Below are 16,620 nucleotides of genomic sequence, written 5' to 3'. Positions count from 1 at the left end.
TAAACTTAAATCATGATTATAAAGTGCTATTAGTAGTGGAGGGATTATAGATATTGTTGTAATATAGAAAATGGAAAAAAATAACTAATATGGTATAATGAAAAAACATATGCTGTAAATTTATAGCATAACTAAACTTAAAGGGTGGGATTAATCTTGAAGAAAAAGAAGATTACAATGGTATATGTAGTGGTTGTTTTAATGGTTATATTGTGTGGATGTAAATCCGAGAATATTATTGGTAATAATAACGCTAGTAATAAAGAAAATACTAATATTGATATAAAAAAAGCATTAATGGGAAAAAAATGGCTAGGCAAAAGAATACATTTAGAAATTGAATTTATGAACGGAGATTATATGGAAGTTGAAAATATATATAATAATAAAGAAAAGACATGTAAAACTAGAACAAAAGAAGGTATAAATGCAGAATTTTCAGAGTTCAGTGAACCAGTTGCTTACAATATTCGTGTGGAGAAATTTGGTAATGATAATCGTATGACAATGAAAGTATTCGATGCTGAAGCAGAAAATAATATATTAGCAACAAATGTGTATCAATATGATATTACTGATAATCATAGAATATATATTAAGCTATTACCAATTGAAAGTATAGGAGGTTACTTTGATAATATTGAACTTCATGGTGTTGAAGCAGATATTAATGTATCGAAGGATGAGTTTACTACTATTACAACATTAGATAGTAAATTTTATGAAGACATAGGTGATGCCAATATAGATAAGATAGAAAAGATAGTTGTTACTGCTACTAGAATTGTCCAAGAGTAGTCTACTTATAAAAGAATGAGTACTTATTACTATGATAAAAGGATATGCAGAATTCCATATGTGAAAAGGCTTTATACAGTATTATAGGCGGTATATAGTAATATATAATAACATAACAACCTCTTCAATCTAACAAAAAAACAAGGAATAGATAGGACGGGACAGTTGATTGTACCTAAGAAACAGAAAATATTATATTACACAAAATGCCATCACAATAAAGAGTTAGAAGGGTATTTTTATATTGAAGCTTGAAAGAGAAAGAAGTCATGTTTAAGAGAATATATTAAAAGATCTAATGTATATCCAGTAGAAGTAGTAGAGGCGTTCGGAGATAGGAATGATTATTGTAGTTAAAATGTAGTAAGGAAGAAGATAAAAGGAGAAAGGGTATGACCATGATGGCATGCCCTAATTTTGATGCAGATTTTTATCACACAGAGGAGAAAAAAGAGGAGAAGAATTCACATTTTAATGAAATTAAGTTGATAAGAGAACAAAACCTATTAGATTGAGTGACAAGGATTTAGGTTTGGTAAGAGGGCAAAAAATTATAGCTATAGGTAGCCCTTTAGGTTTGTTTAACACCATTTCAGATGGGATTGTATCAGGATTTAGAGAATTTGATTATATAAAAATGGTTCAAATAACAGCTCCTATTTCTCCAGGAAGTTCAGGAGGTGCATTGATTAATATGCATGGAAAGTTAGTAGGAATTACAACAGCAGGATTAGATGGGCAAAATTTGAATATGGCTGTACCTGATCAATATATTAAAGAATTTGTAGGAAATGTATTAAAGCTCAAATAAAAAAGGCATATGGAAAATTAAAATCCATATGCACTTACCATTAAGCTTATTTATAAATTAAATTTTGCTTATCTTTGATTCCAGTACATACCTAAAAAACATTTAAATGGAGCCCTCTTTGTGTTGAAGGGTATAATAAAGTGGCAGAAGCAGATAATAAAAATGAGTTATGTTGTGTTCATATAGAAAGTAGAAAACTAAAAAACCATAGGGTATTTATGGTCTTTGTTTTATGTAAAAGAAAAGGCTAGAATAGAAAAAGATAGAAGAAGGAAAGGAGATACGATGACAGAGAAAAACGTAATAATAGAAACAGGATGGAATTTTGACAACAGCTATGCTCGTCTACCGAAATCATTTTTTATAAATGTCAACCTAAACCCTGTAACCTCACCGAAATTGGTCATTATCAATCATCCCTTGGCAACATCCCTAGGGTTGAACATCCAGTCACTTCAAAAGAATGATGGCACAGAGGTGCTTGCTGGCAATCAGATTCCCAAAGGTGCTTTGCCTCTTGCTCAAGCTTATGCAGGGCATCAATTCGGACATTTTACCATGTTGGGGGACGGCCGAGCTTTGTTAATTGGAGAACAGATTACCCCCTCAGGTGAGAGAGTTGATATCCAGCTCAAGGGTTCAGGTAGAACACCATACTCCCGCCGAGGCGATGGTAGAGCGTCACTTGGACCCATGCTGCGAGAATATATCATTAGCGAAGCAATGTATGCACTGGGCATTCCTACCACTCGTAGCCTAGCAGTGGTGACAACTGGTGAGTCAATAATCCGTCAAACCGAGGAAACTGGTGCAATTCTCACCCGTGTGGCCGCCAGTCATATACGCGTTGGCACCTTTCAATACGCATCAAACTGGGGTACTGTTGAGGAGATTCGGGCTCTAGCTGATTACACACTGGAAAGACATTTTCCAGAGGTTGCCTCTGATGAGAACAAATATCTTTCCCTACTTAAGGCAGTAATAAAGCGCCAGGCCATGCTTATTTCAAAATGGCAACTAGTTGGTTTCATTCATGGGGTGATGAACACAGATAACGTGACAATTAGTGGAGAAACCATTGACTATGGTCCTTGTGCCTTCATGGATACCTATGACCCGGCAACAGTATTTAGTTCCATTGACATGCATGGTCGCTATGCCTATGGCAATCAGCCACAGATTGGCGCCTGGAATCTGGCAAGATTTGCTGAAACTCTACTGCCACTAATCCATGAGAACCAGGAGCAGGCTGTGAAATTGGCCCAGGATGCTATTTCAGATTTTAACAAATTGTATCATTCTAATTGGCTTATGGGAATGAGAGGAAAACTGGGTATATTTAATGAAGAGCCAGAGGATGAATCACTCATTGAAGGCCTTCTCAGTATGATGCAGAAGTATGGTGCGGACTATACCAATACCTTCCGTGCATTAACTTTTGATAAACCGGAGGATACGCCTCTCTTTGGCACGGAGGAATTTGTTCAGTGGCATGAGCTGTGGCAAGCAAGATTAGGCAGGCAGCAGGAAACAAAAGCCTCCTCCCACCAGTTGATGCGAAACAGCAATCCTGCAGTAATCCCTCGCAACCATCGGGTAGAAGAAGCACTAGAAGCCGCGGTAAAACAAGGAGACTACAGTGTGATGGAGCGCCTTCTTAATGTTCTTACGTGTCCCTATTCACATTCAGCTGAACAGGCTGAGTACTCCACACTGCCTGCGCCATCAGACCGCCCTTACCGAACCTTTTGTGGTACTTAATTTAGAAGCTATTAGATGAGCTAACTGATGTGAAGTGAAAATTTAAAATAACTGTTATATGAAAAAGGGCATAATTAATAGCCCTTTTTCTATTATGTATATTTTTCAAAGGGTTATCTAAAATGTTTAGTTCAGCTTTTATATTATGCTGTTATTTTCATATTGGATTATATAATTTACAAAAAGATATTCAGAATGTTGGGCTAGGGAAATTAGAAACTGGAAATTGAATAGGAGACCATGAAATGTAGTGCTAATTCTAGGGACAAGGGATGGGTAAATCAAAGAATGATTGGGTAAGTCTAAATAGAACCATATCCCTGTTGTAAAGTACTAATACGAATATAAAGTACATTCAATGAATAGATATGATAAGTGAGTAGATTTGGATAAAATTACGGCATAATTATAGAGTTGACCAACTCAGTTAATTTACTTGAGAAAAAATAACTGACTGAGGGGAGGCATAAAATGCTAAGAGGTATAAGACAATTTAAACTTAATATATATCTATCCTTGATAATCTTGTTTTTAGTTTCATTGATTCTTACATGTGTGGCATTTATACTACAACCTAATTCTATTACAGAAATCTTAGAGTGTATAGAGAAAAATCCTATAATAGTTCTTTATAACTTTTTTCCTATTCTTTTGGGTGAATTATTTATATTTTTTTTATTGGGAAGTATTAGTATTTCTATCTTGAGTACATCATGGATTATTATACTTTCGTCAATAATTAATCAGTATAAAATTCTTATAAGACAAGAACCTTTTTTACCAGCAGATTTAGGCCTGTATAAAGAAGCAATTATGTCTATTAAAGCCTTTCAATATAATATGGGCCTTGAATACAGGATGGTGATTATAGGTATAATATTATCTATTTTAATAGCACTATTGATTAGGACATATAAATTAAAATTATATATTCGTGTTAGTGGTGTGATTATTACTTTATTATGCGTTTTTATACTTAATCAAATAGTCTATAGTGATACACAATTATATTATAGTCTGTATATTAAGGGAACGGATTGCTCTCAAGTGAATCACTATAATTCAAAGGGGTTTGTCTATTGCTTTTGGTATTTTATTAACTCAAATAAGATAGAAAAACCTAATGGATATAGTTTGAAAAAGGCTGAAGAATTATTGAATGATTACAAGAATATTGAAAACAAAGCTAATAGAAGGGCAGTTAATGTAATCCTAATTATGGGCGAAGCTTTTTCAGATATATGTAACAATAAGAATCTTAGATTTGAAGGGTATACTTATCCACTAGAGAATTTTGAAAAATTAAAAAAAGATGGTTTAAGTGGCTATATTATTACGCCTAATTTTGGTGGAGGCACTGCAAATACTGAATTTGATGTTTTGACAGGTCTATGTACAAAATATATCAATGAAAATGCTTCTTCTTTCTGGTATATAAGAAAACCAATGGATTCTCTTGTTAATGATTTCAAGAAAAAAGGATATAAAACAATGGCAATCCATCCAGGGGACTTATGGTTTTATAACAGACAGAATGTATACAAACACCTAGGCTTTGATGAATTTATTCATAAGGCTTATTTTGATCAAAATGCAGTGAAAGGTTATTATATTAGTGAAAAAGCCACAATAGACAAAGTAATTGATACATATAGGGAGCATCAAAGAAATTCAAAGAACCCCATATTTATTCATTGTGTTACCATACAAAATCATTATGCATACAAGAAGAAGTATTATGGAATAACTCAAAATTTTAACACAGACAAACTGCTTAATAAAGATGAGATAAATATGGTATCAAATTATTTTGAAGGTTTAAAAGACGCTGACTTTGAATTAAAGCGTCTTACTGATAATTTAAACCTTAGTAATGAACCCGTAGTACTTATGTATTTTGGAGATCATCTACCTTCTTTTGGCAGAGGGTTAGATCTATATAAAAAGTTAGGATACCCTATGGACATCAATGGTACCATTGAGGAAAGGCATAATATGAATAAGGTTCCATTCTTAATTTGGCAAAATAAAGCCTATAAAGAGATTGTGAATTTACAAGAAAATATGGATGATATGCATATTTTTGACGGTATGGTAATAAATGCAAATTATTTAGGTGGTATACTCTTAGAACTTATGGGATTTGAAAATGCATCACCTATATTTGAGTATTCAAATAAATTATGCAATGATTTGCCAGTGATGACTCGCAGTAATCACTTTAAAACATCATCAGGCTATACAGAGTATCTATCTGAAGAACTAGAAGAGAAGCTGCTCAAATATAAAATTATGCAGTATTATTTATTAACTGAGTGAACTTGTTTAGAAATGTTAATAATATTGCTATTGCTTATACAATCAATCATTTTATTTTTAGATTCATTTTTCAGAATCCTTATGAGAGAAATACTTCATAAGGATTTTTTTATAATTTTTTACAATATAGTCCCATTAATTATGTATTGCGAATAAGCTATAGAAAGAGGAGGTGTCTTTAATGGCCGCTCATTATACGCTTGAGCCTATGCTATTTCCATCTGATAAGACAGAAGAGTTTAATCAATTTATGGATGAGTATGGAACAAAACCCGATAGATATATTTGGAATCAAATCGCTAAGGTTAAAACTAACGTGGATCAAAAAACTATAGAAAAATATATAAACAACTTAGATTTGATAGCTAAAACAAATGATCTTATTACAGATGATCATTTAAAGCGAATCGAAAGAGTTAAAAAAATACTATTGAGTAACCCATCAGCGCCACCACAGGAAATTGAAAGTCAATGGTTTGGGTTTGGCGTTAGTTTACTTCTATGGTTCTTAATTTTAGTTATTATTTGGAGACAACCTTGTTGTCCTCCTAAAGATCCTTGCTATCCTGGAGGACCGTGTCCATATGGAGCTTCAGCAAGAGGTAGGTCAGTAAGAGCTAGGAGTTGTAGAAGATATACTTTTGATAGTCGAAAGAAAAGACCTTAAAGTGAAAAGGCCACTGATTCTTTATTTTAGAAGAATTAGTGGTTTTTTTATTACTGTGATGGGAAACTAGTTTCTCCAGAAATGCGCTGAGCAAATGTGAGATGAGTAGAGCTACTATGATAGGAGAACTTGATAGTTTTGCTATCAAGTTCTTTTATTATGGACATTGTGAATTCTTAATTATTTATCTACCATTTTAACCACTAAACCAGCTAAAACCTGTCTTTCACTGTCATTAGAAACATCCCATAATTCTTTTAAAATTCTTTCTTCCTCAGTTGAAGGGTTTACATTATTTGATAAAAAAGTGCCTACCCTTTCAGCAATATTAGTTATTGTCTTATCTGACATGCCTACAGTTTCTCCTATATCTACTGCTTTTCCAAGGGTTGTTTTCAAATTATTCCAATCCTTTTGTGTTCCCATAACATTTAACCTCCTGTTATTTATTATAGATAAACATTACATAAATTAATTTATACATGTTCAAAATCTCAGCTATTAATGATTTGTGCATTTGTATAAATTTATAGTTGAAGTTTTCTAATTATATTATTTAACAATTTAATGTAATGTATACAGAGTTATTTCCATTAAAGTTACTATCCCATATAAGAATATGAATGTTCTTAGATAGGTTCATGCCTCATGTTAATTAACTTCAGTTTGCTGTGACATTTCCTAATTTCAATAACTTTTAATATATGCTATCTCATAGTCAATTTATATTAAATTGAAAAAATCATATCTATAAAGTATACATATTATATATACATTTTTTGGTATTTCTTCTCATATATATTAGTAGGACAAACTATATGGGGGAAATACATATGAGGGATAAAATAAGCGGAATAATGTTATGTACATGTGCACTTTTTATAATATTTAGTTTTGGCCTAAGGGATGATAATGAAAAAACATGTCAGGAAGCAGTTTATACTAAGGAACAATCACAGCTTGTGAAGGAATTGGACAAGGATGAAGATAGAATAAGTGATGATTTATCAATCACCAGTATTGAGAATATATCTTCTTCAGATACAATAATAAAAGAAGATGTGGAAGCAGAAATTTCACTAGAAAAAATAGATAAATCAATATTAGAGAATATAAGTTATCAAGTAAATGGAGAAGAACAGATAAGTAAAGAGAAAAGGGACAAAATTATAATGGATGACTGGAAAGATTATTCAAAGGTAAAGGGAGTTACCTGTTTTCGTGGAAATAATTTTCGTAACAGTGCCAGCTACGGAAATGCGGAAGTAAAAGATAAGAAACTTGAAATTCTATGGAATGTACCTATTGGAGGTATTGATAGGTGGACAGGTGTAGGGTGGAATGGTCAACCGGCCATAGTAGAGTGGCCTAACGAGCTTAAAGAGAAAATGAATATTTTTGATAATAAGAAAAAGAAGGACAATCTGAAGGAAGTTATTTATGCTACCCTTGATGGTAATGTATATTTTTTAGATCTTGAAGATGGCAGTCATACACGAAATAGGCTCAAAATACCTGGCCCTATAAAAGGCAGTGTAACAGTGGACCCAAGGGGGATACCACTTTTATATGTAGGCCAAGGAATTAATAAAGTCCACGGGAAAAGGGTGGAGATGGGATATAGAATATTTGACTTAATAAATAATAAAAAACTCTTGTTTATTAATGGTAGGGACGCATTTGCATACAGGGGTTGGTCAGCCTTTGATTCAACAGCAATTGTAGATGGAGAAAGTGATACTATGCTTATTGGTGGAGAGAACGGAATATTTTATAAGGCAAAGTTAAATACAGAATATGAAAACAATAGTGTAAGTATTAATCCACAGATAAAAAAATATAGATACAAGATATCAGGAAATAGATATCAAGGTATAGAAAATTCAGTGGCAGTCTATAAAAATTTAGCTTATTTCGCTGATAATGGTGGATGGATTCAGTGTGTAGATATTAATACTTTGAAGCCTGTATGGATAAGAAATGTTACAGATGATACGGATAGTACCATTGCAATAGATGAGGAAGAACCGGGAAAAGTAATGCTGTATACTGCCTGTGAAGTTGATAAACAGGGATCTAAAGGTTATAGCTATATTAGAAAGATTGATGCTCTCTCAGGAGAACTAATATGGGAAAAGTCCTATAAGTGTGATTCTAAATTAGGAGAAAGACCAAATAACGGAGGAGTTTTGGCAACACCTATTATTGGGAAAAATTCAATAAAGAATATGGTCATATACAATATTGCTCGTTATGGAGGATTCAATAAGGGGTTATTAGTTGCTTTAGATAAAAATACTGGTGAGGAAATATGGCGTATAAATATGAAAAATTACTCATGGAGCTCCCCGGCTGATATATACACTGAAGGAGGAGAGGCATATATTCTTCTTTGTGATTCCATAGGGAACATGAATCTTATAGAAGGACTTACAGGCAAAATTCTAGATACCATATCATTAGGCTCTAATGTGGAAGGGTCACCTGCTATCTTTGAAAACATTGCTGTGATAGGAACAAGGGGTCAAAGAATATATGGAATAAAAATACGTTAGGAATATTAGCATATCTTAGGAATTATAAAAGAAATTAAATAAATAATAAGGTTTTATTATAAGGAGTAAGAAATATGAAATTCCATAGAATATCTATAAATGAAAAGGAAATTTGTGTAGGGGCTATTATTCATTCTAGAAAAGTTTTAGATGTAGTTAAAATATAATTAATAAAAATAAAAGTTAATAATTGAACTTACAATTATATCGTGGTAGAATTATGGTGGATAGTATCGAAAGAACTATACCTTAGATTTATAAAATAATAACTAAATATTATGAAATACACTCTGCGCGGATCTTTTAGACCGGGACTGAAAAGGTATTGATAATAAAGTTACACTATAATTGTGTTCTGAAAACGCTTTTTAGTGTAGTAAAAAATTTTCATTAACTTATGATGTTAGTTGATTAGAAAATATTATTAAATATGAAATATTGTTAAAGTAGACCTCTTTAGGCTATTATTAACTTTGTAATTTAATAATACTTATTTTCCATGTTTAATATTTGTTCATATGGAAAAACTATCAATACTTATTAGATTATTAATTTATAGTAAATTAGTATACCCTTTCTGTGTCTGTGGGATTGTTCAGACGTGGAAAGGGTATTTTTGATTGGATGTGATTATGTGAAAATTGGTTTTATTGGTGCTGGGAAAGTAGGTACGGCCTTTGGTATGTACTTAAAATCAAAAGGTTTCAATATATTTGGGTATTATAGCAAAACACTAGAATCAGCAGAAAAAGCAGCTAGTTTAACAAATAGTAAAGTATCAACAGAACTAAACGAGCTCATAAAAAATATAGATATTATCTTTATAACTACCACTGATGATAAAATTCAACAGGTATGCAATGGCCTGGTAGAAAAAAACTTGTTATCTAAGGGACAAATAATAGTTCATATGAGTGGTGCTCATTCTTCACGAATTCTTGAAAAGGCAAAACTAAAGGCATGTTTTGTTTATTCTCTACACCCTCTTCAGTCCTTTGCCCAGGTGGAAAAAGCAGTTGAGGATTTGAATGAAACAGTATTTAGTATAGAAGGTGATGAAGAAAAAATTGAAATTATTGAAAGTATTTTAAAGGGAACAGGAAATAAGTACTTTAAATTAAATTCAGAGCAAAAGAGCCTATATCATGCAACGGCCTGTGTGGTATCTAATTATTTAGTCACACTTATGGATTATGGTTTATCTATTTTTGAATCTATTGGAATAGACAAAATGGAAGGCTATGGAGCACTATTTCCCCTTATTGAAGGTACAATTAATAATATTCACAATCTGGGTACTGAAAAAGCACTAACAGGTCCCATAGCAAGAGGAGATATTGAAACAATAAAAAGTCATATTTCATCTTTCAAGAAAATAAATAAAGATAGTTTAGAAATATATAAATTAATGGGTTTAAAAACAGTAGATTTGGCTCAAAAGGGAAAACTAAAAGATAATCAAAAGATAAAAGATTTGAAAAAAATTTTAAAAGAGGTGTAACAATGTCTATAAACAAATTTACAGTAAGTTCATTCTTAAAAGCAAAAAATAATGATGAGAAGATATCAATGTTAACTGCCTATGACTATTCTATGGCGAAGATTCTTGATGAATCTGGTGTGGATAGTCTACTAGTTGGGGATTCCCTTGGGATGGTTGTCCTTGGATATGAAAATACATTGCAGGTAACTATAGATGATATGATACATCATTGCAAGGCAGTTTCTAGGGGAGCAAAAAGAGCAATGATTATAGGAGACATGCCCTTTTTATCTTATCATGTGAGTATTGAAGACAGTGTTAGAAATGCAGGTCGATTGATTCAAGAGGGTAATGCACATGCAGTTAAGCTTGAAGGCGGTAAGAATGTAATAGATAAGGTGAAAGCCATTGTTAAAGCTCAAATTCCGGTTATTGGCCATGTGGGATTGACACCTCAATCTGTTAATATGTTTGGTGGCTTTAAGGTACAAGGAAAGGGTGAGGAACAGGCAAAGGAGATTATTGAAGATGCTTTACTATTACAGGAAGCTGGAGTTTTCGCCATTGTACTTGAGGCTATCCCAGAGAAACTATCAAAGATAATAACTGAAAAATTGGATATACCTACTATAGGTATAGGTGCTGGAAAACACTGTGATGGTCAAGTTTTAGTAACACAGGATATGTTAGGCATGTTCAGTGATTTTACTCCTAAATTTGTTAAGAAGTATGCTAACTTAAGCAGTATCATTAAAGAAGCAACAAATGGTTATATAGATGAAATGAAATCAGGAAAATTCCCTGGTAAAGAGCATGGATTTACCATTAAGGAAGAAGTACTTGAAAAATTATATTAAGAACTTTTCAAGGGGAAAGTGGGGAAAAACAAATGAAAACAATAAGCCATATAAATGATCTTAGGGCAGAAATAAAAAAAGAAAAAGCCAAAGGAAATTCAATAGGACTTGTTCCAACCATGGGATTTTTACATGAGGGTCATTTGTCTTTAATAAGGAGTGCAAAAAAAGAAAACGATATTGTAGTTGTAAGTATTTTTGTTAATCCAACTCAGTTTAATAAGAAGGATGACTTAGATAGTTATCCTAGAGACTTAAATAGGGACAGTAAATTAGTTGAGGCTGAAGATGCAGATATATTATTTATACCATCAGTAGAGGAAATGTATCCAAATGGATACAGCACTTATTTGGAAGTGGAAGGCTTAATTACAAAACAATTATGTGGTAAGTCAAGGGAAGGACACTTTAAAGGGGTTACAACTATTGTATCAAAGTTATTTAATATGGTAACGCCTCATCGTGCATATTTTGGTCAGAAGGATGCACAACAGGTTGCAGTTATAGAGAAAATGGTAAGGGATATGAATATGGATATAGAGATTGTACCATGCCCAATTGTAAGAGAAGCAGATGGATTGGCACTTAGTTCTAGAAATGCTTTACTAAAGGAGAATGAAAGGAAAGAGGCAATTATTCTTTCAAAATCTCTATTTGCTGCAGAGAAAATGATAATAGATGGAGAAAGATTAGCTTCAAAGATTAAATCCTTTATCACGGAGAATATAAAAACAGTAAAAGATGCTGAGATAGATTATGTAGAAGTTGTTAATGGAAAGACTTTAGAAAATATTCATATAGTTGAAGGTGATGTATTAATCGCAGTTGCTGTTAAAATGGGCAAGCCTAGATTAATTGATAATATAAGGTTGGAGGTATAAGATAATGATGTTAAATATGTACAAGGGAAAAATACACAGAGCAACAGTAACTGAGGCTAACTTAAATTATGTAGGAAGTATTACAATAGATAAGACATTAATGGATGCAGCAGGTATATTACCAGGAGAACGTGTACAAATTGTAAACAATAATAATGGTGCAAGATTAGAAACTTATGTAATTGAAGGAGCTCCAGATAGTGGAGTTATCTGTCTAAATGGCGCAGCTGCTAGATTGGTACAAGCAGGAGATAATGTAATAATTATAGCCTATTGTTGGATTGATGAAGAAGAAGCTAAAATTATGAAACCAAAGGTTGTATTTGTTGATGGAGATAACAAAATTGTTGAGAAAAGTGAATGTGAGATACACGGACAAATAAAATAAATTTTAATAATGTAGTGAATGTGTTTTATTAGAGATAGTTAAATTTATTTTAGAAAATCAAAACTATGAACCGAATAAATAATAAATACCTTGGGATATAGTCTCAAGGTATATTTTTATTTAGGGCTAATAGTTAAATTAGATCTTGTTACATTATGTAATTATCTAGTCCTACCATATTACAAATTTTAGAAATATTTATGCTATAATTAGAAATGTAAATCATACCTTAAACTAATGCTTGCTAATGTTTTATATGATAAATATTAAACTTATTAAGGAAAGAAACATTCTGACCATATATTTTATACAAAGTTATGGATAAATACAATTTAAAGGAGAGTATAATAAAATGAAACAATCAATTGTACATATAGCTCTAGTCGTTAGAGACTATGATGAAGCTATAGAGTTTTACACGAAGAAGCTCAATTTCACATTGATAGAAGATACATATCAACCTGAGCAAGATAAACGTTGGGTGGTAGTATCTCCTCCTGGATCAGTGGGTACAACCATTTTACTAGCTAGAGCCTCAAAATCTGAACAAGAATCTTTCATTGGTAATCAGACTGGTGGTAGAGTATTTCTATTTCTTAATACTGATGATTTCTGGAGAGACTACAATGATATGGTTTCTAAGGGAATAGAATTTGTGAGAGATCCTAAGAAGGAGTCATACGGCATGGTAGCTGTTTTCAAAGACTTATACGGAAATCTATGGGATTTACTTCAGCTGAATGAAGATCATCCTATTTCCAAGAGAATGGGATAGCTTCAGTTTCTAGTAGAGTATCTTTGTAGCTTTTCTAGATCTAATTTTGAGGTAATGAATAAAGTTTTGCATAAATAGTGATTTATTTAATTTATAATTACTTAGAATTATTGATCTTTTACACAAAACTTTATGCATTACCGCATTCAACTGCTGTTTTTTTACTTCTTATTCAAGGTTTTATTAAAATTATATTTCGGTTCCATATACTTAATAATATTTCAAATCAATATGCTATAGTACCGATGAATCTTATCTTCTAATTGCCTCACACTAATAAATCTCGACTCCCTAATCATTTCCTTTCCATCAACAAAAAGAAGAATAGTAGGTGCAGTAAAAATCGAAGATTTACCTGATGCTTCAGGTAATTTAATCATTTCTATTCTAGCGCTCTTGATCTCAGGATAGGGAAGGAGCATATCCTCAACCTTAGGTAATAAATCATGACAAACACTACACATATCATGAGNGGAAAGGAAATGATTAGGGAGTCGAGATTTATTAGTGTGAGGCAATTAGAAGATAAGATTCATCGGTACTATAGCATATTGATTTGAAATATTATTAAGTATATGGAACCGAAATATAATTTTAATAAAACCTTGAATAAGAAAGTATGAAATTCTATTCTAATATTATTATTCTTTAACTTTTACTACATTTATAAATTCTGAACCATAACTAACTTGAATTGAATATAATCCTAGGACTGCTGAATTTAATNGAAAAGTATAATAAAGCAAGTCTGTTATTTTTTATAAATTCTTCCACCGATCTTAGTAAATCTAATGTTTTCATAGAGTACTAATTCTCCTTTGCATATACTTATAAATTAATTTATTTCGTTTAACATTATGGTCAATTTTTTATGCCTACATAATTTTGATTAAAGTATTAATGTATTTATTAAAATAGATCCTGTTAGCTATTTTAAAATACTACATCACACAAAACCACTTTGCCTAGAAAGTATGAAATTCTATTCTAATATTATTATTCTTTAACTTTTACTACATTTATAAATTCTGAACCATAACTAACTTGAATTGAATATAATCCTAGGACTGCTGAATTTAATAATACGTTTGCTTCTTGACTTCCATCATTATTCTTCATGTTAGGTAAGATACATTTTAAATATTCAACATCTATTTTTTCTTCTACTTTATCTTCAGTAAATATCTTTATAGAATTTAAAGTATTTTGACCTATTGTGGATATTCCTGCAGCAACAATGTCTTCTCCATATTTATAATAGCCCGTAGAACCTTCTATCTCATAACCATAAATGACATTTTCATTATTAACATATACTTTTACAATAACTCCTTCATATTGCTCACCATTATATGCAGGTAATTCGGAGAGAACAATTTCTGCATTTGAAAACTGTTTTGCATCTTGAGATTTTGAATCACTTTGAGCGCATCCCACAATAACTGATGAAATAATAATAAAAAAAACAATTGCAACTTTTAAGCTTCTTTTCATAATCATAAACCTCCTTTAAAAATATTCTATATAATGTGTTTACACTCGATTAGAGTCTATATATTTCAGTACAATCTAATTCGTTCATATAAAAAATAATCTCATCTAATTTAATAAACTCTTCATATTAATATTACAAATTATTACTACACAATATAATATTATAGCACAATAATGTAATGGGATAATACAAATAGAGAAGTCATTAATACGGGTTAGTGCTTGGAGAAGATCCTAGTGGTGGAGTAAGACTGAAATAGGCAATGGAAAAGGCAGATATATTAAAAATCACAGGATGGCCAACAAAGGGAAAATGTTGGAGCATGAGGTGATCTTATCAAATACCACTTGCACAAACAGTGGAATAGTATTAATTCAAAAGATCAGTATTCCTTGGAATATAGTAAGGCAAGGTAAACAGATAATATCAGCTTATCCTGAAGGGAGAATACCCTAGATTTTAGGGGAACTGTAAAGGGCGGTATCTCAATATCTTTTGATTGCAAGGAGACTTTAGATGATAAGGGGTTGTCGCTTAAGAACATAGAGCTCTATCAAATAGAGTACATGAGAACAGCCATAGCCATGGGTGAGACAAGCTTTATATTATGCTACATGAAAAAATTAGATAAGAGATTTTTAATCCCAAGAAATATAGTTATAGATCATTGGGACAGATGGCAAGAGAACAAAAGAAAACGAAGTTTTAATTATATACCTAAAGACCTGATGATATTGTTTATAAAGGGGGAATTATTGAGGAATTTTAAAGGGAAAAAATACTGGAGAATCCTCCAGTATCAAAATAAAAAATTAAATAAGTTTCGATATACCTTCATAAAATCCCCATATACCAATTGATAAGTAAAGAATTGATGTGATGGTATCTCCTAAAAGATCTCTATGTCGTGTAGCTTTTCTACTATTCCAAAAAAATGAAGGTTTTACAATTGTAAGAATTGATACTATTAGACCAAATATCAAAGGAAAATTAAGAAACTTCATTATGTCCACTTCATGTCCACCTCCTGTTTTATTAGATATAAATTTTTTTATAAAATAGATTGTGCTATCAGAGCTTATAGGCTTATAGCAATTATAATTATACTGAAATTGTTCTAATAAGTACAAAGATAATAAAAGGGATATGTAAAAACTATTCGCTAAGAAGTGATTATCTTATGTAGAAAATATTGCAAATAAGTGTGGATTTACAATAAATGAAGATTTGCAGGTAAAGTGGTTAAAATGAGACATAATGGAAAAAGGAGCGTTTTTACGCTCCCAATATTTTAAAAACTTTAATTACAATAGGTGTTATAAGATATTTACCAAACTTAAACCGTAAAAACAAATTATCAAACCATAAGTGATGGTTTAAAATAAAAATTTATAGGTAATTACTAAAGTTGAAAGTAAGACGAGGTATAACAATTAATGCATATCTTTAAGAAAAGTAAAAATTATTAACAAAATATAGGATAAGTGTATAAATATTTATAATCTAGAAAATATCACCCAAGCACAAAGAGCAAATGTAGTTAAGAGTCCAATGTTAAAGATTAAATCCATAATATAACACCCCTTTTTCAAGATTTGACTTGTTTACATTTATATGCTCTAACTTATAGGATTATGCAAAAAATAGATAAACTACTAGTATATTCATAACATCAACAAATATCCAGAAAATGTTAAAAAAAAGAAAAAATTCAGAAATACTATGTAAGACGTTAAATATAAGTTTGAAGACATAAGGGGGAATTAATGTGAATTTACTAAATTGAAATGGAGTGGAGCTCCTAGTGATGCCAAGGTCATTGTTATAGAG

Annotated in this window: 15 protein-coding genes and 1 pseudogene; 13 read left to right on the top strand and 3 right to left on the bottom strand. The window is 31.4% G+C overall.

The features are described from left to right. The first annotated feature begins 156 nt into the window (after positions 1 to 156). From CCE28_RS01485 to CCE28_RS01465, 6 genes are all read left to right on the top strand, one after another. A complete protein-coding gene (locus CCE28_RS01485; RefSeq protein WP_095130248.1) occupies positions 157 to 798 on the top strand; it encodes a hypothetical protein in 642 nt (213 codons plus the stop codon). Positions 799 to 1,190: 392 nt separating this feature from the next. Further along, positions 1,191 to 1,313: a hypothetical protein gene (locus CCE28_RS22650; RefSeq protein ID WP_278277499.1), complete on the top strand. Its 123-nt coding sequence runs from the start codon at positions 1,191 to 1,193 to the stop codon at positions 1,311 to 1,313. Then, on the top strand, positions 1,310 to 1,609 hold the full coding sequence (locus CCE28_RS01480; RefSeq protein WP_242972864.1) for a S1C family serine protease: 300 nt from the start codon (positions 1,310 to 1,312) through the stop codon (positions 1,607 to 1,609). Before CCE28_RS22650 ends, CCE28_RS01480 begins: the two co-directional genes overlap by 4 nt. Before the next feature lie 285 nt (positions 1,610 to 1,894). Continuing rightward, positions 1,895 to 3,370 carry a protein adenylyltransferase SelO gene (locus CCE28_RS01475; protein WP_095130244.1) on the top strand — a complete coding sequence of 492 codons (1,476 nt, stop codon included), beginning with the start codon at positions 1,895 to 1,897 and terminating at the stop codon, positions 3,368 to 3,370. Positions 3,371 to 3,841: 471 nt separating this feature from the next. Further along, a complete protein-coding gene (locus tag CCE28_RS01470; RefSeq protein ID WP_095130242.1) occupies positions 3,842 to 5,689 on the top strand; it encodes an LTA synthase family protein in 1,848 nt (615 codons plus the stop codon). Between the two features lie 181 nt (positions 5,690 to 5,870). Further along, positions 5,871 to 6,356, top strand: coding sequence for a hypothetical protein (locus CCE28_RS01465; RefSeq protein ID WP_095130240.1), 486 nt, complete (start codon positions 5,871 to 5,873; stop codon positions 6,354 to 6,356). 180 nt (positions 6,357 to 6,536) lie between these two features. Here the strand turns inward: CCE28_RS01465 and CCE28_RS01460 are convergent, their stop codons facing one another. Continuing rightward, positions 6,537 to 6,782, bottom strand: coding sequence for a DUF3243 domain-containing protein (locus CCE28_RS01460; protein WP_095130238.1), 246 nt, complete (start codon positions 6,780 to 6,782; stop codon positions 6,537 to 6,539). Positions 6,783 to 7,189: 407 nt separating this feature from the next. On the opposite strand from CCE28_RS01460, the gene CCE28_RS01455 reads away from it, so the two are divergent. The 6 genes from CCE28_RS01455 to CCE28_RS01430 all read left to right on the top strand — a co-directional run bounded on the left by CCE28_RS01455 (position 7,190) and on the right by CCE28_RS01430 (position 13,295). After that, complete coding sequence (locus CCE28_RS01455) at positions 7,190 to 8,911, top strand: PQQ-binding-like beta-propeller repeat protein (protein ID WP_242972862.1); 1,722 nt, start codon at positions 7,190 to 7,192, stop codon at positions 8,909 to 8,911. 601 nt (positions 8,912 to 9,512) lie between these two features. Next, positions 9,513 to 10,412, top strand: coding sequence for a Rossmann-like and DUF2520 domain-containing protein (locus CCE28_RS01450; protein WP_095130236.1), 900 nt, complete (start codon positions 9,513 to 9,515; stop codon positions 10,410 to 10,412). A gap of 2 nt (positions 10,413 to 10,414) precedes the next feature. Beyond that, on the top strand, positions 10,415 to 11,251 hold the full coding sequence (panB, locus tag CCE28_RS01445) for a 3-methyl-2-oxobutanoate hydroxymethyltransferase (RefSeq protein WP_095130234.1): 837 nt from the start codon (positions 10,415 to 10,417) through the stop codon (positions 11,249 to 11,251). Positions 11,252 to 11,283: 32 nt separating this feature from the next. Then, positions 11,284 to 12,132, top strand: coding sequence for a pantoate--beta-alanine ligase (gene panC, locus CCE28_RS01440; protein ID WP_095130232.1), 849 nt, complete (start codon positions 11,284 to 11,286; stop codon positions 12,130 to 12,132). 4 nt (positions 12,133 to 12,136) lie between these two features. Then, positions 12,137 to 12,520: an aspartate 1-decarboxylase gene (gene panD, locus CCE28_RS01435; RefSeq protein WP_095130230.1), complete on the top strand. Its 384-nt coding sequence runs from the start codon at positions 12,137 to 12,139 to the stop codon at positions 12,518 to 12,520. A 352-nt stretch (positions 12,521 to 12,872) separates the two neighbouring features. Next, a complete protein-coding gene (locus CCE28_RS01430) occupies positions 12,873 to 13,295 on the top strand; it encodes a VOC family protein (RefSeq protein ID WP_095130228.1) in 423 nt (140 codons plus the stop codon). A 221-nt stretch (positions 13,296 to 13,516) separates the two neighbouring features. On the opposite strand, the gene CCE28_RS01425 is transcribed toward CCE28_RS01430, so the two are convergent. Together CCE28_RS01425 and CCE28_RS01420 are read right to left on the bottom strand one after the other, a co-directional pair. Then, complete coding sequence (locus CCE28_RS01425) at positions 13,517 to 13,759, bottom strand: thioredoxin family protein (protein ID WP_207652834.1); 243 nt, start codon at positions 13,757 to 13,759, stop codon at positions 13,517 to 13,519. A gap of 532 nt (positions 13,760 to 14,291) precedes the next feature. Continuing rightward, on the bottom strand, positions 14,292 to 14,789 hold the full coding sequence (locus CCE28_RS01420; protein ID WP_176461588.1) for a ribosomal-processing cysteine protease Prp: 498 nt from the start codon (positions 14,787 to 14,789) through the stop codon (positions 14,292 to 14,294). Positions 14,790 to 15,245: 456 nt separating this feature from the next. On the opposite strand from CCE28_RS01420, the pseudogene CCE28_RS01415 reads away from it, so the two are divergent. Further along, positions 15,246 to 15,650: pseudogene (locus tag CCE28_RS01415) on the top strand (Holliday junction resolvase RecU); the annotation flags it as partial. Between the last annotated feature and the right edge of the window lie 970 nt (positions 15,651 to 16,620).

The sequence above is a fragment of the Anaeromicrobium sediminis genome (genome assembly GCF_002270055.1).
In the GTDB taxonomy this organism is placed as follows: domain Bacteria; phylum Bacillota; class Clostridia; order Peptostreptococcales; family Thermotaleaceae; genus Anaeromicrobium; species Anaeromicrobium sediminis.
This window is presented reverse-complemented; position numbering and strand designations above follow the sequence as displayed.